The sequence below is a fragment of the Candidatus Lariskella endosymbiont of Hedychridium roseum genome (genome assembly GCF_964020185.1).
In the GTDB taxonomy this organism is placed as follows: domain Bacteria; phylum Pseudomonadota; class Alphaproteobacteria; order Rickettsiales; family Midichloriaceae; genus Lariskella.
The window spans coordinates 576,467-597,151 of record NZ_OZ026538.1; the positions used below are offsets into that span (position 1 = coordinate 576,467).

General features: G+C 34.4%; 11 protein-coding genes. 10 read left to right on the forward strand and 1 reads right to left on the reverse strand.

Translation table 11 applies throughout. The annotated features are described in order from the left end of the window. Positions 1-130: 130 nt before the first annotated feature. The gene (gene rsfS / locus AACK98_RS02880) at positions 131-481 is read left to right on the forward strand and encodes a ribosome silencing factor (RefSeq protein WP_339042160.1); all 351 of its coding nucleotides are present in this window, start codon (positions 131-133) and stop codon (positions 479-481) included. Positions 482-887: 406 nt separating this feature from the next. Further along, positions 888-1,517, forward strand: coding sequence for a carbonic anhydrase (locus AACK98_RS02885; RefSeq protein WP_339042162.1), 630 nt, complete (start codon positions 888-890; stop codon positions 1,515-1,517). A gap of 422 nt (positions 1,518-1,939) precedes the next feature. Here the strand turns inward: AACK98_RS02885 and AACK98_RS02890 are convergent, their stop codons facing one another. After that, positions 1,940-2,071, reverse strand: a complete 132-nt coding sequence (locus tag AACK98_RS02890; RefSeq protein ID WP_339042164.1) for a hypothetical protein — start codon at positions 2,069-2,071, stop codon at positions 1,940-1,942. A gap of 149 nt (positions 2,072-2,220) precedes the next feature. Here AACK98_RS02890 and AACK98_RS02895 point away from each other — a divergent pair. The 8 genes from AACK98_RS02895 to AACK98_RS02970 all read left to right on the forward strand — a co-directional run bounded on the left by AACK98_RS02895 (position 2,221) and on the right by AACK98_RS02970 (position 19,850). Then, positions 2,221-3,091 (forward strand): IS630 family transposase gene (locus AACK98_RS02895; RefSeq protein WP_339042166.1). Its coding sequence is split into 2 segments (ribosomal slippage): positions 2,221-2,544 and positions 2,546-3,091, totalling 870 coding nucleotides; the frame shifts between segments, so codons are not numbered across the junction. A gap of 9,802 nt (positions 3,092-12,893) precedes the next feature. Then, on the forward strand, positions 12,894-13,433 hold the full coding sequence (gene atpH, locus AACK98_RS02940; protein ID WP_339042168.1) for an ATP synthase F1 subunit delta: 540 nt from the start codon (positions 12,894-12,896) through the stop codon (positions 13,431-13,433). A 497-nt stretch (positions 13,434-13,930) separates the two neighbouring features. Continuing rightward, positions 13,931-15,454, forward strand: a complete 1,524-nt coding sequence (atpA, locus tag AACK98_RS02945; protein ID WP_339042170.1) for a F0F1 ATP synthase subunit alpha — start codon at positions 13,931-13,933, stop codon at positions 15,452-15,454. Between the two features lie 25 nt (positions 15,455-15,479). Beyond that, positions 15,480-16,349 (forward strand): ATP synthase F1 subunit gamma, encoded by an 870-nt coding sequence (gene atpG / locus AACK98_RS02950; protein ID WP_339042172.1) that lies wholly within the window; start codon positions 15,480-15,482, stop codon positions 16,347-16,349. A gap of 290 nt (positions 16,350-16,639) precedes the next feature. After that, positions 16,640-17,137 (forward strand): peptidylprolyl isomerase, encoded by a 498-nt coding sequence (locus AACK98_RS02955; protein ID WP_339042174.1) that lies wholly within the window; start codon positions 16,640-16,642, stop codon positions 17,135-17,137. A gap of 58 nt (positions 17,138-17,195) precedes the next feature. Then, entirely contained in the window at positions 17,196-17,960 is a 765-nt protein-coding gene (gene tatC, locus AACK98_RS02960) for a twin-arginine translocase subunit TatC (protein WP_339042176.1), read from the forward strand. Then, positions 17,953-19,257: a serine--tRNA ligase gene (gene serS, locus AACK98_RS02965; RefSeq protein WP_339042178.1), complete on the forward strand. Its 1,305-nt coding sequence runs from the start codon at positions 17,953-17,955 to the stop codon at positions 19,255-19,257. Before tatC ends, serS begins: the two co-directional genes overlap by 8 nt. Positions 19,258-19,265: 8 nt before the next feature. After that, positions 19,266-19,850 carry an RDD family protein gene (locus AACK98_RS02970; RefSeq protein WP_339042180.1) on the forward strand — a complete coding sequence of 195 codons (585 nt, stop codon included), beginning with the start codon at positions 19,266-19,268 and terminating at the stop codon, positions 19,848-19,850. Positions 19,851-20,685: the final 835 nt, after the last annotated feature.

A 20,685-nucleotide genomic window follows, 5' to 3' on the forward strand; every position in this document is an offset into this window, starting at 1 on the left:
TTCATATTTATAAATTTTTGTTTAACAGTCTGCAATTCATCGCGACCGTTTTTGTATTTTGCATATACCATATAAATTTGTGTAAAATCATTCAATAGAATATAGTATAGAGAGTAATAGATTAAATAAGATGGATACAAAAGCTACTTCAAATACCATGTATACAGCTGAAAAAATCAGAGATATAACTGTACAAAAGTTAGATGCAGATAAAGCTGAAGAAATACATGTCATAGATCTAGAAGGGAAGACAGATATAGCGCGCTATATGATAATTGCATCTGGCCTTTCTATGAGACATGTTAAATCATTAGCTGACAATCTTTCGCAAGAATTAAAAATTCACACCAGTGATGGTTTTAATATAGAAGGACTTAATACAGGAAAGTGGGTTCTGATAGATATAAAGGATGTTATAGTACATATATTTCAGCCAGAGACGAGGTTGCAATATGATATAGATAAACTATGGGATAACTAAGGATTTTGTGGCGATATGTTTATTGAAATCAAGGATGAGGATGGTTGATTATATTAGCTTCTGCTAGTTATATACTTTTGAATTGGAAAGAGTGCAAAGCAGCATATAAGCACAATACATAAGAAGTATTTTGACTATGCTTTTTTAGATTATAAGTGAATTTCTTCGTCAAATACTGTTACATATTCTCAAAAAAATTAATGAAGTAATATGGAGCATTAAGCAAAAAAGGCTTGCAGAATTACTTGGTTCACAGCACCACATAGCCGCAGTTAAGAATTTACCATATGGTAATAGACTTTGTAACTATGAATTATACATATAATACAATGTATATTTTACAAATTAGTGTTGTTATTTTAATAGTGCTGCTGCAAATATAACATGAAATAAAAGATATTCTTAGATGAGAAGGAGTTTTAGAGAAGTACTTAGTGGCTATCACGCATTTAGAGAAAAGCATGTGCTAAATGATAGCGTAGTTATGCGACAATTATCTCAATATGGGCAAAAACCTGACGTCATGGTAGTATCTTGTTGTGATGCAAGAGTTGATCCAGCACTGATATTACAATGTGATCCTGGTGAGCTATTTGTGGTACGTAATGTTGCAAATATTGTGCCACATTATGAGAAAGATGAAGCGCATCACGGTACTAGCGCTGCACTTGAATTTGGTATTTGTTTCTTAGAAGTTGGGCATTTAATATTACTGGGGCATAGTAAATGTGGTGGAATACAAGCTTTATTGAGTAGTGCATATAAAAATACTAATGATTTTATTACGAATTGGGTATCTATAATAAAGCCAGAAGATGAGTGCATCATTCATAGTACAGATGATTATGCAAAATTAGCCTTGCATAAATCTTATAGCAATTGTTTAACTTTTCCTTGGATTCGTGAGCAAGTCGTAAACCAGAGGCTGAGCATACACTTATGGTTTTTTGATATAGAAAAGGGAGAGATACTTACATATTCTGAAAAAACTAAATCTTATATTCCACTTATAGATTATATCGATAGTTTTTCTTAAAGGAAATAGTCTATCCGCCAAAAAGTACAAAAATTAGCTTGGCAATGCTTAACAAAATCCATAAGGGTTTTGGCAATTTTACCACTTCTTCTGCTGGACTTGCGGCGCATCATAACCGCTTGCAGGCCGAGATAAGTCCTCAGCTTCTTAGAGCTATGACGCAACGACTTTATAGTTTTCAGTATACCGCAGGTATGAATAGTTGGTATTTAATTAGTACGCGCCTTGCATTCTAAAACGAAGTGCAACAATCCAAAAAAATGATAAAAGAATCATTTAAAAACAAACAAAAAGGATTGTTGCAAAAGTAGTGTTTGCGCGCAGCACAGGACCAATTAATATATCCGAAAATTAGCGCATGGCAGATCTAAAAGCTAATTTTTGCACATTTCACTTTTCCACAAAAATTTATTTGAGAGTTTTCACATAAAGATAGATAAGAGCTGTTCTTGATATTGTTTGAATATTTGTGTAATAGTAAGAGCGCACCAAAGCTTGATGGATCTGTATACCATTGACTCTTTTTTAGAAACGATTTTAGTGCGCCGTGTCATTCGGCATAAATGATGTCGCGTGTTGCTATTATCTCTCTCGATACATACTGTGCCAGACTTTCCAATTGTATAGCATAAGTGACTAAGATACTGACAAAAGTTAGGAATTAAGATATAAAAAGTGAGTATGAAATAAAAAGCATAAAATTATGGCAAGAGCATATCCAATAGAACTTAGGGTAAGAGTAATAGAAGCATTAGAAAATGGTGCAAGAATCACTAAAGTGAGTAAACTATTTAGAGTGAGTCGTGATACTATCTATAAGTGGAAAATTCTGCAAGATAAGCACGGTTCTTTGAAAGCAACAAGTGGTTATCAAAAAGGTCACAGTCATAAGATCAAAAATCTAGAAGATTTTAAAGAATTTTTTGAATTAAATATTGCTATGACATCAAAAGAACTAGCAAAGAAGTGGTGTAATATATCACCTACAACGATCTTACAGGCGATAAAAAAACTTGGTTATAGCTATAAAAAAAACTCATCTTCATCCGAAAAGAGATATTCCGTTAAGACATGAATTTATTGAAAAGATAAAAACCATCACAAGAGATAAAATAGTATATCTTGATGAATCTGGAATAGAAGATAATGCTTGTAAAGGATATGGTTGTAGTATTTTAGGAGAAAGGTGCTATGGGGAAAAGGTGTATCAACATAAAACTAGAATAAGTATGATAGCTGGTCTTTGTAATTGTAATCTTATTGCTCCCGTAATATTTGAGGGTAATTGCAATAAAGAGGTCTTTGAAGCTTATATTAGGGAGATGTTAATTAAAGAATTAAAACCTGGACAAACTGTTGTTATGGATAACATTAACTTCCATAAGAATCCTAAAGTGAAAGAGTTAATTGAATCTGTGGGTTGTTACATATTATTTTTACCAACTTACTCTCCTGATTTAAATCCTATAGAGCATTACTGGTTTAAGATAAAAAATGAAATTAGAAAAACTATAGATTTATTTGATACTCTTTATGATGCTGTTTTTAATACAATTAAATTGTCAGCACCTTAGTCACTTATGCTATATGACGCTCTTTGGGTAAAATTTTAGAAAAAGCATCCCAATCATCCGTATAAAAATGACATTCCTTCAGATGACTCACTTTGTTGTAGAGCTTTTGGAATGTTGCAGTATCACGATTGCCTGTAACCCAGGCAACTGTTCTCCTTGTACTACGATCAACTGCCTTAATGATCCAAAGCTTGTTTTTTTTGAACCAATAAAATGCCACATCTCGTCGAATTCCATCTCCATAATATCCGAAGAGACAACTGGCTCCTGAGTCTTGCCCATCGCCTCTACTACCCAGCGATAAATTATGGACGGCGAATGCCCTAATATCTTGCATAACATAGAAAAAGAGCCATTACCAAGACTATATAGCATAACGCATAATGCTTTCTTAACAGCTGTTTGAGGCTTCTTGCCCAGATCGCCCTCAACAAAATTTAGAACATGATCTGCACTTATAACGCTGTACACCCCCTCACAATGCCATTTTTTACCAAGCTATCAGAGCAACATCCCTTACAACAAACCATAAAACCACTCTTTAGTTTTTAAAAAAGTGATCATATCATACTTCTATCTAATTGTGAAAACTCTCAAATATTGTAATATAGATATAATACTTACTGCAAATGATAAGCATTTTAATGAAAAACTTGATATTAAATTTGTAAGTTCTGACTCTCTCGCGCTAAACCTAAATATTTTGACAGCAAAAAAACACAGTGACAATGATATTTATTTAACAGAAGCTTTCGATGTATTATACCAATTTGCTTCCAATATGTTACCAAATCTTAAAGCAGCAAGAAGCGAGCTGTATGAAGTACTATATCCTATTTTAAACATAAAGAATATATCACTTGCTTGTGATTTAGAGCATGCGTACTCTCAAAAAGCACCTTTAAACATGTCATGTACATTTAATGTAGATGGTCATTTACTTAATGATAAATGGCAAAGAACTAGATGTATTGTTTCAATCTCCAGAATGGCAAAGTTTATCTTCTATAATTCTGCAATTGAATAGTGATAAACCATAGTATAATCAGTATAAAGTCGCCTGTGTCATAATTCTAAGGAACATATGGTTTATCTTGATTGCAAGCAGTTATGGTGCGCATAAATCCAGCAGAAAAAGCGGCAAAATTGCTCAAAACCTTATGGATTTTGAGCGGTAGTATCTAAAGTAGTATTTGCAAGTATAGGCAAATTATATATCCGAAAATTAGCGTAGGGCAGTTCTAAAAGCTAATTTTTATACATTTAATTTTTGACGGATAGACTATAAAACGGCGTATTTTTTGCATGTTGTTGGATATAAACTGTAGAAGTCAAGATTTGATCTTACAGACAGTTATAAATTTTATATCTGCTTGTCAGTTAAGTTTTGACTGTCAGATATGTAACTGAGATACAAGATTTCATTATTCTTTTCCACAGCTAACTTTTTACTATCCAAAAAAGTTTGCATAGGTGTTTTTCCATAACAATATTTACCAGAATGAGGTCTTTCATTGTTGAAATATTCTAACCAAATATCAAGATCTAATTGCAAGTCATCCAATGATGTATAAATCTTTTTACGCATAGCTGTATCAAAGAATTCTTGTTTTATGTAGTTATATGTGATATGGTTAACACCCTCGCCTTTAGGCGAACACTTTAGTATTAGTTATCTAGGAAATGTGCTAAGGGAGGACGAATGGAATATAGGAGATGATCCCACAGCCTATATGACCTAAAGTATCATATAGTATTTTGTACTAAGTATAGGTATAGAGTTTTAACTGGGCAAGTTGCGATTAGAACTAGGGAAGTAATCCGAGAAATATGTGCTGCTAATTACATAAATATAATTAGTGGCAGTATGAGTCCTGATCACGTACATATATTAGCATTGGTTCCGCCTAGTATATCAATATCTAAAGCTGTGCAATATATTAAAGGTATAAGTAGTCGTAAGTTGCTACAGGAATTTGCACTGCTCCGTAAGCGGTATTGGGGACAACATCTTTGGGCCAGAGGGTATTTTGTTGTGACAGTTGGCAATGTGAATTCAGAAGAAGTGCAAAAATATATAGAACAGCATGAGGAACATCACAAAAAAGATGATTTTAGAATATCAGAGTTTTAGCGTTTACGCTTTTAATCTGCTTTGCAAGCGTTACACAAACTACCGCGCTTTAGCCGGTAGTAATTGATGCCCACCTTTTAGCAAGACCGCATTACATCCGAGTTCCAGCAAAGTTGATGCAGAAAGTTCAACTTCGCTATTTTTTCCACATAGAACGTGGCTCTCTGGTATATTAGGCGTAATTATTGTAGCAATTGGAATTAGCGATACTCTCAGTGCATCCACTGCATCATCCATTAATAAAGCATCTCCACTTTTTGCAATCATCACTGGATCCAAAACAATTGGAATATTTTTTGCTCTAGCACTTAAAAAACTCGCCACAAGTTCAATTATTTCCCCAGAAAATAGCATGCCTATCTTAATGCTATCAGGTCTTATATCATCAAAGATAGCTTCAAGTTGTTCTTCTATACATAAAAGCGGCAAATCATAACATTTTCTCACGCCGCACGTATTTTGCACAGGAACACTCGTGAGTACACTCATTCCGTAACACCCTATAGCTGAAAATGTTTTGATATCAGCATGAATACCAGCACCTCCTGACCCATCAAATCCAGCAATTGATAAGCACTTATATTTCACAATATCTCTCCAAAAAATTATATAAAATTGATTATCGACATTACGCAAAATTATATGACGATCATAAGTTTGAATCCTCGTGCGCGCACTTATGCAAGCAGTGCCTAATGAAAAATTACATAAAAGACTATATGATAAATTCAACTACTCTATTTAGCATGAGTGAGCCTTTTCTGGTTGCTGCAATATGTGTTTTACCAAGTATTTCTTTATATTCTAAGATTCCAGCATTTATTAAGAATTCCACTGCAGTAAATTGTTTATTTGTTGTGGTTATTAATCCAAGTTCCATTCCTTCTTTTAGCCTCATTCCCATTAATATCTTCTCACTTCGAACTTCATCAATACTAAGTTGAGTTATACTTTGAAAAGCAGATTTCTCATTGACACTTTTTGTAAGCCATATTTCTGGATTATGATGCTGAAGAGCTGCGTATTTTACGCCATTTTGCTCATATCTACCATGTGCACCAGGACCTATTCCTAGATATTCATTATATCTCCAATAGCCAAAATTGTGTTTACATTCATAACCTTGCTTTGCATGATTTGAAATTTCATAGCTTGGCATATTCCACATAATATCTTGAGTGAGATTATAAAAATCAGCTGATAGATCTTCTGTCGGCATCTTAAATTCACCATTTTTATTTGACTTAAAGAACGGAGTACCCTTCTCTATTGTAAGTTGGTATAACGAAACATGTTTAGATATGTAATGCTTTATCTCATTTAACTCAAATGCCCAATCATCTAGGGTTTGACCTGGAAGTGCATAGATAAAGTCTAGTGAATAATTACTGAAGTGTTTACTAGCAATCTCAATTGCATTCTTCGCTTCAGCTACGCCATGCTCGCGCCCTAAAAATTTCAGATTATTTTGATTAAAGCTTTGTATACCAAGTGAAACTCTGTTGATACCAATTGTTCTAAACGATTCAAATTTACTGCTCTCAACTGATGTTGGATTTGCTTCTAATGTAATCTCCACATATTTTGACATTTTGGATAAAGAAGCGATTTTCTCTAAAATTCCACTGATGATCGATAGCGGAGCTAAAGATGGCGTGCCACCACCAAAAAATATACTTATCACTTCTTTTTCCGCAAGATATCTAGAATAGTATTCAATGTTCAATTTATATGCTTCCAACCACTCAATTTCATTTATATTCCTTGCTATATGACTATTGAAATCACAGTATGGACATTTTGATCTACAAAACGGCCAATGAATATATAATGAAACCTTATTATGACTCATATTGATCTTTGCTTTAGTTTTTGTATACTGTGACTGGCTAAAAGAGAAGTATTACGCGTCCCTTATTGATTGAGGCATTTTACTTAATGAGCAAATAGAATTTAGAATTATATTTAATGCTTTTAAAAGCGGTAGTTTTATAAATTAGCCAAAGAATATCGAATAATACTTAAAAACTTTAATGATAAGCAATGTAATGCTTTTAAAAGTTGGAACTAGAGCGAGCCCGCTTGCCTTTGCACAGGCTAAAGCTGTTATCTATAAAATTCAAGAAAATTTTTCAGATATAAAATGCGAAATAGTAAAGATTCAAACTACCGGTGATAGGTTATATCAAGCTGATTTGCATCTACTTGGAGGTAAAGGATTGTTCCTAAAAGAAATAGAAATGCAACTAATATCAAAAGAAATAGATATAGCAGTACACTCTATGAAAGATGTACCTGCCGTTACTCCAGAAGGTCTAATTATAGATTGCGTTCTAGAAAGAGAGGATCCAAGAGATGTTTTCATATCTTTAAATGCCAAATCACCAGAGGAACTTCATGAAGGTGCAATAGTCGGAACATGCTCAAGCAGAAGACGAGCTTTCTTGCAAAATTTCTATAAACAGGTCAAAGTTGAAAACCTAAGAGGCAACATAGAAACTAGAATCAGAAAATTACATAATGGGGTTGTGGATGCAATTGTAATAGCACTTGCAGGACTTAAACGACTGAATATGGTGGAACATGCAACTGCAGTGCTTGATGTTGATAAATTTATTCCTGCAATAGGTCAAGGTGCTATAGGTGTTGAATGTCGCATAGATGACAATAAAGTAATAGAAATACTTCAATCAATTCATCATGCAGAAACTCACTGCTGTATCTTGGCAGAAAGAGCATTTTTAAAAGCATTTGGTGGGGATTGTTCAACTCCAATTGCTGCATATGCTAAACTAGTTGACAATGAGATTTTCTTTAACTCTTCATTCTTTGAGATCAATCGCAAAAAAATGATCTACTCAAAGCTGCATGCTAAAGCATCTGATGCTATCTTAGTTGGTCAAAAAGCTGCTGCAGAAATATTAAGTCTAATTTAGTTGCTGTATTCCAAATATCTGCGTATCTTCATAAAGACTCTCAGCTTTATTTGATGTATTGCTAATATCTTAATTAATATATTCCATTTTAACTTATAGCATAGACAATTATTTTCTTGTAAAATGATCTAACGGTTTTGCATTGTGATGTGGTATAAGTGAGCTGTGTTGCGGCCCGGAGGAAGAAAATCTATTGGGTTACTACTTGTACGTATTTTCATTAAGCGGTGTGGGAGCTATGCTGAAACTATTATCTTCTATTTCATTAAGCGACCTTTATAAGCTAGATAATTTAAAAATATTAGATCAAGAATTTTTAAAATTGCTAAATAATACAGATAAATTTGCATTTGATGCGTTGATTTCCGCAAGAAATGCCGAATTATCTAAAAAAGATGAGCAAAATTTGATTATAAAACTTGCTCCTTTTCTAGAAAAATTTATCGCTCTGCTATTTGGTATAGAAAGCGAAATAGAGGTAATAAGAAAAAAACATTTGCTACTTGAAGTATTAATATCTTGTCAAAAAAATTTTGTACAAAGACGCGTAGCTAAGCAATTATGTATAACAAATGAGGTTATATATTCTAAAATAGAAAAATCTATTGTCTTACTAAAACAAGAAGGAGTGCTGCTTGATAGTGATATTAATTTTGCAGAATCTGTGACGGAGTGGCAAAAAGATGAAGAGAGGAATGCTCATCTAATTAGTGCTGCTGAAATATACACTGCTTGGGCACTTCAAACAGAAGATGGTCGTGCACAGCATAAGAATAGCGTACTTTTCAAAATCCCACATAAAAAAAATTATGAGAACCTTATAGATATAAATGCATGCAACACAAATGCAAGAATTAGAGAAGATTTTACAACTCATTCAAAAGATACAACACTTGAGCATTCAGTGTATAATGCAAATTACTGCATCTACTGTCACAACCAAGAAAAGGATTTTTGCTCAATTGGCGCGAAAAATAAAAGTTGTAGTGATAAGAATTTCGCAATCAATCCTTTAGCAACAGAATTGACCGGTTGCCCACTTGAAGAAAAGATTTCAGCTATGAATTATCTGAAAAAGCATGGACATATAATCGGTGCGCTTGCAACTGCAGTTGTGGATAATCCGATGGTGGCAGCTACTGGCTATAGAATATGTAATGATTGCATGAAATCATGTATATATGTTGCTGGTGATTCTAAAGATTCAGCTGGAAATGCATATCAAAAACAGCTACCTGTTGATATACCATTAATAGAGACAGAAAATCTAGATCAGGTACTTAATCTACCATATGGCTTTGAAATATATAGCCTTTTAACTAGGTGGAATCCTTTAAAATTTAAGCACTATTTACCAAAAGAGATAAATAAATATAAAATTTTAATTGCAGGTCTGGGGCCTGCAGGCTTTACACTTGCCCATTATTTATTGAATGCAGGATTTACTGTAGTTGCTATAGATGGTTTAAAGATTGAACCTCTTGCTCCTGAAATCTCTGGGATAGATCAACTTGGGAGAAGACATGATTTCAAGGAAATAAAAGATATTAATGATATATATGATGATTTAAAGAATAGAGTACCACAAGGCTTCGGTGGCGTCATGGAATATGGAATAACTTCACGCTGGAATAAAAATTATTTAAAAGTAATTAGGCTGTTGCTCGAGAGAAGAGAAAATTTCCGTATGTATGATAGCACAAGGTTTGGTAGCTCAATTGATTACAATACCGCTGCTTCTTTAGGGTTTGATCATATAGCTCTTGCACTAGGTGCAGGGAAGCCAAATATTCCAGATATTCCTAATTTACTTGTGAAAGGAGTGAGAACTGCTTCTGATTTCTTAATGACACTACAGTTGCTTGGCTCACATATAGAAGCTAGCATAGCTAGCCTTCAGATAAGATTGCCAATACTTGTGATAGGTGGCGGGTTAACAGCTATAGATACTGCTGCTGAGAGTCTTGCATATTATCCCCTACAAGTTGAGAGATTTTTGCGCGCATATGAAAAGCTTGGTCCAAGAATACTTGATCATCTGAACGAAGAAGAATTGGAGATAGCACAGGAATTTATAATGCATGCCGCAATTATTAGAGAAGCTCCAGAGAAAAAATTAATGCTCTTGAAAAAGTGGGGTGGAGTGAAAGTGATCTACCGCAAATCTATACAGGAATCACCTAGTTATAGATTAAATCATGAAGAAGTACAAAAAGCACTGGAAGAGGGAGTAGAATTTATAGACAACATAATCCCTACAGAAATTGAAGTTGATAGGTTTGGCGGTGTTTCACTGCTGAAGCATCAAACTGGAAGTATGAAAGCAAAAACAATCTTGATAGCAACTGGCACACATCCAAATACTACGATTGCCTCTGAGGATGCAGAACATTTTAAATTAAATGGAACACATTTCGTGTTAGTTGACGAAAAAAATAATCCTGTTGTTGCCGAGAAAACTCCAAAACCTAAACATACATTTATATTAAGTGATGCACTGTCAAATCCTAGTATTAGCCATTTAGGTGATATGCATATTTCTTATAGTGGCAATGTTGTGAAAGCAATGGCAAGCGCAAAACATGGATGGGAGATAATAGAGAGACACATTTTAAATAAAGTACCAAACTCTGACTTACAACATACAACATTTTTTAATAAATTAGATAAAGAACTAATTGCAATTATTGAAGATGTTAAGAAACTTACAACGAATGTATTCGAGATTGTAGTCAAAGCGCCACTAGCAGCAAAAAAATTCCAACCCGGGCAGTTTTATAGACTACAAAATTACTCTCAAAACTCCAAAAATAGAATGGAGGGGGTTGCTCTAACAGGTGCTTGGGTTAATAAGGAGCTTGGCCTTGTTGGCGTGATAATACTAAAATCAGGAGCATCTTCAGATATCTGCGCAACTCTGAAGAAAGGTGATATCGTTTCTTTCATGGGACCAACTGGTACTCCAACAGAGATACCAAAAAATAAAAATGTAATGCTAGTAGGTGGTGGACTTGGAAATGCAGTATTATTTTCAATAGGCAAAGCTTTGCGAAAAAATGGTTGTAGAGTGCTATATTTTGCTGGTTATAGAAAAGCAATAGATAGATATAAGATAGATGAGATAGAAGAGGCTGCTGATTCTGTTGTTTGGTGCTGTCAGGATGCTTTGTTAAAAGCAAGAAGAAGTTCTGATTACTCAATTATTGGCAATATTATAGATGGTATTGCAAGTTATGATGGCACACTTATGAAGTTAAATGAGATAGATCATATAATCGTAATAGGATCTGATAAAATGATGAAAGCATTTGGGGAAGCAAGACACAGCAGGCTCAAAAATTTATTTAAATGGCCTCATGTTGCTGCTATAGCATCGATTAATTCGCCTATGCAATGTATGATGAAAGAGATATGTGCTCAGTGCTTGCAAAGACATGTGGATCCTGTAACAAAAAAAGAGTCTTATGTATATAGCTGCAAGCAACAAGACCAAGTAATGGATTTGGTAGATTTCAATCATCTTGGACTGAGGCTTTCTCAAAACTCTCTACAAGAAAAATTTGTCAGAGAGATGAGATTGAATAGCCCAATAAATAGGTAATAAAATTTATATACTTCTGATAAACGAAGAGTGGTTATTTAACTTATGCATATCCAAAGTTAGACTTCAAAAATAGTTAAGAAAAATTGGAGCGCGTGTTTTTAAGATGTAATAGACTGCTTCTTCAAACGTTTATTATAGCGGCAAATTGCTTTGTAGCATTCTTAGCATTCATTGTTAAGGTGCTAATGTACTTTTTTGTACACCTTGTGCTTCCCCACGCTTCATATACTCCTTGCACTTGCATCACTAGAAAAAGTCTAACAAAGCCATTTATCTCTCACTAAATTTTCCAATCAATTCTTCTTATAATAGACCTCTTGCATAACCTCATTCTGAGGTAGAAATTCTTATAGAGTAGATTTTTGCAAAACGTCACCAAACAATGATCCACGTGAGTGTTTTTATGTTTTAGTGACAATCAAATCACAGTTTGGAACAGGTTATGCAAGAGGTCTAATGAATATAATTGTCGAATAAATAGAATAGTAGTGCTAATTAAATCACTATTGCTTGTCAAATTCTATAGGATATGATACGTGATACTAGTTGTGTTCGTTTTTGACTTAAGCTGCTGCTCTCTTTCTTTGTTCTTGCATCAGTAGTGTTTGTTTATCAAATTACTTTGTAAGAAAAAAGAGATGTATTTAATTTACAAAAACAACTGTAATATTTAACTTAAAGGTTGCTTATCAAATACAACTAACAAAGAGATCATTAGTTTTTCTATTTACTGGTATACTATAGGTAAATGAAAAATCGGTATTTATTATGATGTACATACGAAGTTAAACTTTAAAAAGAGCTAAAAAGAATGGATGCGCAGTGTATAAATAACGAAATACATAAGGAACATTTTAAAAGTGCTAATTTTGAAGTGTAACTAGTCGTCTGCATCATAACTCTAAGAAGCACATGGTTTATCCTGGTTGCAAATAAATTATGGTGCACCGAAAGTCCAGCAGGAAAAGTGGCAAAATTGCCAAAAACCTTATGGATTTTGTGAGGCATTGCCGGCAGTGCCTTCCTGAGCTAATTTTTGTACATTTAAATTTCGGCAAAAATTTATTTGCGTAGCAAATTGATTTTTGGCGGACAGACTAACTAGTATACTTCTTATTCTTACATGATATGCAAGATATAATCATCGCAAAAAGATATGCAAAAGCACTGTTAGAAGCTGCTAGTTGTGACGGCCTCTTAGAGCGTATTGCAGTTGACTTTAAAAGTCTAATGGCAATCATCGATAAAGATGCAAAGTCCGGAAGCTTAATGACAAACTCTATAGTACCAAAGACTTTAAAGTTATCACTTTTTGAAACAGCAATAAAAAATATAGACTTACACAACTTTATCAAAAATTTTGTGTACTTGCTTGTATATCACAATAGAGTTGCACTTATAAAATCTATTTTTGAGCAGTTTCAGCATTTACTTGATTTGCAAAATAATATAAAAACTGTAGTTGTTAAAACTGCTTCTGAGTTGAGTAAGAAGATGATAAATTCTCTGAAAAAGGGCTTGGAAGATTGTTTGATGAGTAGTGTAAGAATACAAAATATTGTTGATCCATCAATAATTGGAGGGATGGTTGTGGAAGTTGATTCCAAATTACTAGATGCTTCAATTGCTGGAAAACTAAATAGAATAAAGAAAGCTGCTGAGATGTAACATAGTCGCCTGCGTCATCACTCTAAGAAGCGCTGGATTTATGTTGACCTGCAAGCAATTATGCTGCGCCGAAAGTCCAGCAGGGAAAGTGGCAAAATTGCCAAAAACCTTATGGACTTTGTTAGGTGCTGCTTTCATAAGTGCACGCACGCGGATTTTAAGGAAATGATTTTTTAGAGTACTAGTTAATTTCTTGAGTCAAATATTATATATATATTTTTGCAAAGAAATTAATAAAGTAATGGAAAATCAGGCCAAAGGAGTCTGTGCAAGTGGTTTTGCTGTCAGTGTCTAAGTGGTATTTGCAAGCATAGGGTAAATTATATATCCGAAAGTTAGTGCAGGGCCGCACCTAAAGGCTAATTTTAGTACATTTAACTTTCAGCAAGAATTTGTTTGCGCAGCAAGTCAATTTTTGATGGAAAGATAAGCTAAAGTGCTAACATTTCACGATATGCATAAGTAAAGATAAAACGAAACATGTAAATTAACTTTGTATGAAAGCATCAGAAATTTCCCAGGTATTGAAAGATAAAATACGCAATTTTGAAGACAATATAGAACTGAATGAAATTGGTGAGGTCGTCAAGGTTGCAGACGGTGTCGCTGTCATATATGGATTGAATAATGTTCAATCTGGAGAGGTGCTTGAGTTTGAGAATAATATTAAAGGCATGGCACTCAATCTAGAGGAAGAAAGCGTTGGTGCCGTATTATTTGGTGATGATAGAAGCGTCTTAGAAGGTTCTAAGGTCAAAAGAACAAATAAGATATTAGAAGTCCCAACTGGAAAAAGTTTGCTTGGTAGAGTTATAGATGGACTTGGTAATCCACTAGATGGCAAAGGACCGCTTAAAAATGTAACAATGCAAAGAGTAGAAATAAAAGCTCCTGGCATTATGGAAAGAAAATCGGTCAGTGAGCCTGTGCAAACTGGCATTAAGGCGATAGATACTTTGATCCCAATTGGAAGAGGACAGCGTGAGCTTATAATAGGAGATAGACAAACAGGAAAAACTGCAATAGCAATAGATACTATTTTAAATCAGAAAGCTGCGCATGCAACATCAGATGAAAAATCTAAGTTATATTGTATATATGTCGCAATAGGACAAAAAAATTCTTCCGTAGCAAGAATCGTCAAAAAACTGGAAGAAGAAGGAGCTCTAGAATATTCTGTAATTGTTGTTGCTTCAGCCTCCGATAGCGCACCAATGCAATTTATAGCGCCATATGCTGCTTCCAGCATTGGAGAGTTTTTTAGAGACAATGGAATGCATGCGGTCGTTATATATGATGACCTTAGCAAACATGCTGTTGCCTATAGGCAGATGTCTCTACTTCTAAAGAGGCCGCCAGGAAGAGAAGCATATCCTGGGGATGTATTTTATCTGCATTCAAGACTTTTAGAACGTGCTGCTAAAATGTCTGATGAAAAAGGTGGCGGTTCACTTACTGCTCTGCCAATTATCGAGACTCAAGCTGGGGACGTTTCTGCTTATATTCCAACAAATGTGATTTCTATTACTGACGGACAGATTTTCCTAGAAACAGAGCTTTTCTTCAAAGGAATAAGACCAGCAATTAACGTTGGACTTTCAGTGAGTCGTGTTGGTTCTGCGGCTCAAATTAAAGCAATGAAACAAGTTGCAGGAACAATCAAGCTTGAGCTTGCGCAGTATAGAGAAATGGAAGCATTTTCTCAATTTGCATCTGACCTTGATCCAATCACACAAAAATTACTTGCAAGAGGTGAAAGCCTGACAGAGCTTTTGAAACAACCTCAATATTCTCCATCACCCGTAGAAGAACAAGTAGTCATGGTATTTGCAGCTGTAAACGGCTACCTTGATGGAATAGCAGTTAGTGATATAAGAAAGTTCGAAGAAGATTTTTTAAGACATATTAAATCTGAAAACCCAGATATACTTCTGCGAATACGCAATGAGAAAAAGATTGATGATAATATTAAAATAACACTAAATGGCCTGCTTGAGGCTTTCTCAAAAGGTTTTGTATAAAAGAAATAAGTGGTTATATAAAATTATGCCATCATTAAAGTCTCTTAAAATACGCATAGCAAGTGTAAAATCAACACAGAAAATTACAAAGGCTATGCAGCTAATATCTGCTTCTAGACTATATAGAGCAAGAGAGGCATTATTTGCGTCGATTCCATACTATAATGAAATGCAGAGCATAATGAGTGCGGTTATCCCCAAATATGCAAGAAATGCTGGGTGGCTAGGTCCTATGGTTCAAAATAATGGTGGTGATAAATATCTTGTTATAATAGCAACGTCTGATAGGGGGCTTTGTGGTGGTTTTAATGCAAGTATCGTGAGAAAGGCAAGGACTTTCTTATCTGAGCTTATAGCTCAAAATAAGAAAATTCACGTTATCTTTCTAGGAAAAAAGGGATATGAGTTGCTTCGTACATTTTGTCCATTTGAGTCTTGCAAAGTATATAACAACCCTAAAGAGGTTTCATTTTGTGATGCACTTAGAATTGCTGCAAAAATCCTTGCAGCCTTTCAAGATGAGCAGTTCAATGTATGCAAAATGATATACAGTGAATTCATATCTACTATACAACAACGCGTAATGCATGAACAATTGATTCCAGTTTGTAGTGATAGTTTTGATATTGATTCTGGTGATATTGTACATTCATATGAACCATCTATTGAAGAACTTCACGAACAAATTATTCCAAGATATATTGCTATACAGATTTATCATGTATTGCTTGAAAATGCTGCAAGTGAACATAGCGCAAGAATGGTTGCAATGGATGGTGCAACACGTAACTCCACAAAAATGATACAAAGATTAAAGAATATTTATAATAGAACAAGGCAAGCCAGTATTACAAGGGAGTTGACCGAAATTATTGCAGGAGCACAAGCTGTATAAATTTCTCAAGACGAGTGACCAATTATAAAATAATTACAAAATTACAACTAATTTTAGTTTTAAAATCACAACGGAAAAATTGTTTACCAAGTATAAATTCTTGACATAGATATCCTTAAAGCAGATATTGTCACTTGCTGTGTTAGGTTCTCTTTACATTACACTCAAATATATCCATTATATATAGGTTTCGTGCATGTCTCGACGATTCCTTAATATACCAGTTTCTAAATGGAGTTATTAGTATGCGAATAGTACAGTTATTCTTTATAATCTTTTCAATTTTATTTATGTCAAATAGTATATCAAATGCCGTCTCGAAAGAGGCAATACTTCTGCAACTCAAATATGGAGATGTTATAATTGAGCTTTACCCAGAAAAAGCGCCAAATCATGTAAAAAGAATGATAGATTTAGTAAACGAAGGGTTTTATAACGGCCTGAAGTTTCATAGAGTGATAGATGGTTTTATGGTGCAGACTGGTGATCCAAAAGGCAACGGAACTGGCGGAAGTGATAAACCAGATTTGAAAGCAGAATTCAATGATATAAAACATACCAGAGGCATATTGTCTATGGCAAGATCCGCTGATCCAAACAGCGCGAATAGTCAATTCTTCATAATGCTTGGTGATGCTTCTTATCTTGATGGACAGTATACAGCATTTGGTAAGGTTATTAAAGGAATGGAGTTTATTGATATGATAAAAAAAGGTAACTCTGCCATGAATGGTACTGTGATAGATCCTGATGTCATTGTACGTATGACTGTTATAGAGCATCCTTAAATGGATGTGTATAATTAGTTAAGAGCAAATGCATGACAATAATTGGCGAAAAACTGAAGTGGAAGTGCTGAAAAAGACGTCCATAGGTGCTCACTATGTAGAACTTAAGAGACGTCTATTAATATCTGTTTCTGCTTGGATAGCAGGAATGATACTGAGCTTTTATTTTGCTGAGGATGTTTTTGCTTTTTTAACAAGACCATTGCTAGAGATCTTTGCTTCAGATGATAGTGGTTACAAACATAAACTGATATATACTCACCTAACTGAAGGTTTAATGACATATTTTAAACTTGCTATATTTTGTGGTATTATCATTGCGCATCCAATCATATTGTCACAGTTTTACTTCTTTTTGGCGCCAGGTCTATATAAACGAGAAAAAAAGGCATTGATTCCTTATATGATAGCAGCACCACTGTTGTTTTTCATTGGTGCTGCTGTTGTATATTACATGGTTATTCCTGCCGCTTGGAGATTTTTCTTAAGCTTTGAGAGAATAAACTATGAAAATATGCCGCCCATTGTGCTAGAAGCAAAGATTAGTGAATATCTTGATTTAATGATAGAAATGGTTATAGGATTTGGAGTAGCATTCCAGCTTCCAGTTGCTATCAGTCTTTTGGCGAGGGTAGGTTTTGTTACCAGCAAAGCACTAATTAGATTGAGAAAACATGCTGTGGTAGCAATTTTTATAGCCGCTGCAATATTGACACCGCCTGATGTATTGAGTCAGATTATTCTTGCGCTGCCACTCTTATTGTTGTACGAAGTCTCGATAATAATTTGCAAAATCATGGAAAAAAAGAAAACAAATGCATGACATAAAATTTATTAGAAAATATCCAGAAGTATTCGACGCTGCAATGAGAATACGTGGTTTTGATAATATGGCATCTAAGATTCTTGCTATAGATGAAGAAGTAAGGAAGAAAAAAACTGAACTTCAAGAGCTACAGACGCTGCAGAATGTTATATCAAATAGCATAGGAGAAATTAAGAGCAGTGGCGTCGTAAGTAACATAGTTTATGCAAAGATATCAGAACATGAGTTAATAAAGGAAGCTGAATCTATAAAGTTTAAATCTCAAGTAATTGAGTCTGAAGTTGCTGTAAATGAGTCTAAAATAAAGGAATTTTTGGTGAGTTTGCCGAACCTTCCAGATTCTGATGTTCCATTTGGTAAAGACGAGAATGACAATATACTCATTAGAGAATATGGAGCAGCAAAAATTTTTGACTTCAAACCAAAGCAGCACTTCGAACTTGGTGAAAATCTCGGGCAAATGGATTTTCAAGTTGCGGCAATGATGTCAGGCTCTAGATTTGTACTTCTAAAAAATGATATATCTCAAATGCAAAGAGCGCTCATCAATTTTATGATTGATATTCATACAGAGCACTTTGGGTATACAGAGATATCAGTGCCTTATCTTGTAAGCGATGCTGCTATGTTTAATACAGGACAGCTTCCAAAGATGGACGAAGAATCTTTTAAAACTACAGATGGCTATAGACTTATACCAACAGCTGAAGTTCCACTTACTAATATTGTTGCAAACTCAATATTGAGTGAAGAGAAATTGCCACTACGCTTTGTTGCGTACAGTCCTTGTTTTAGATCAGAGGCAGGAAGTGCAGGGCGTGATACTCGTGGGATGCTAAGGCAGCATCAATTTTCCAAAGTTGAACTTGTGAGTATCACACGTCCACAGGATTCAAAAGAAGAACATGAAAGAATGACTAGTGCTGCTGAGGAGATTTTAAATAAGCTTGAACTACCATATCGTGTGATGTTACTCTGTTCTCAGGATATGGGATTTGCCGCACAGAAGACATATGACATAGAGGTTTGGATGCCAGGACAGGACTGTTATAGAGAGATATCTAGTTGCTCAAATTGTGGCGATTTTCAAGCGATTCGTATGAAAGCAAGATATCACGAATATCACTCCGGAGAAAATCGTTTTGTGCATACATTGAATGGTTCTGGCCTTCCGATAGGTAGAACAACTATAGCAATAATGGAAAATTATCAAGATATGCACGGTAATATATCGATTCCCACAGTGTTACAGCCTTACATGCATAATAAGAAAGTTATAGAAATGGTAAGTTAACTAAAAAGATGGAAAATAAAGAATTAACTAAAATGCCAGAATCAAGTGGCTTTGAATACGTTGGTTTCAGCGCTAGGATGTTTGCAGCAACGATAGATCTATTTATCATAACATTATTGATTACTCCTATTGTAAATTTATTTTCATATGTATTTTATGAAGGAAAAACACCAGAAATTATGATATCAGACTTCTTTAGTGTTGAACGGCAAGGCGCATCTACTTGGGACTTTTTGATATATTTAATGGACAGTTTCAAAACAGGATTTATTGTAATACAGCTTATTACTTTTTTGCTCATTTCACTGATCTTGCTTTGGTTTTGGAAAAAATATAATGCCACAATCGGGAAGATGATAATGAGATGTAGGATTATTGATGACAAAACAGGTCAAGCTCCTTCTCAAAAGCAATATATGCTTAGGTTGCTTGGCTATGTTATATCGTGTATTCCACCATTCATAGGTTTCTTCATGATGAGTTTAAATAAAAAAAACAGAGGCCTGCACGATTATATTGCTAATACCTCGGTTGTTTATATTGAAAAATCAAATTCTGCTACAAAGCAAAGACGTAAGTTTTTTCTGTGGTAATTAAGAATTTGCTAAGTTCTTTGCTACATATTATAGCACTGCGCTCAAGTAAGTGCGCATGCTAGGGTTTTTTAGAGTACAAGTTAGTACGCGCCAAAAGTCCCATAACAAGCATGAAATAGCGCCCGGAGTGTCAAAATAGCGCTTTAAATCCGTAAGAAAATGTTATAATCCTTACGGATTTTGTGAAAGCAGTGTTTGTAGGGCGCATGAGTAATAGTATATCCAAAAATTAGCATAGGGTGGAATGGCATTGTTGCATAATGAGAATATTTCATTATTAGTACATATAAAATCCTAAAGCTTCTTACTTCAAGAAGTTTATCTGCCATTGAAATACCAGCTTTGTTAGTTTATTTAGCTGATCTATTTAGCGCGAGTTGCCAATTAAAAATTAAGCATCTAAGCTACTAATTGCAGGTAATGCAGATAAATAGATCTTTCATAAAATCATCAAAAAACAGTATGGTAAATTAAGTTGAGGTTTGCGTATTAAAGAATTGAACCAAAGCATACATATGTTATTACTTTTTTCCGAAAATCTTCGCTGTATGAGGATGGCATTTCTCCTTTGAGTGTAACACACATCTATATATGCGCAAACTTCAACTTAATTTACTATACATTGATGCAAAAACCTTTTCCACATGTTATTTTTGTTCATTTGCAAAACACTAAAACAACATATAGCTCCCTAAAAATCTATCATGCAGCAATCAATTAATTGGCAACTCGCGCTATTTGGCAGATAAACTCAAAGATATGCACTACGCATTATGCAACAATGCCGGCCGAATCCTTGGCTAATTTTTGGATATTGCACTTTTTCACAAAA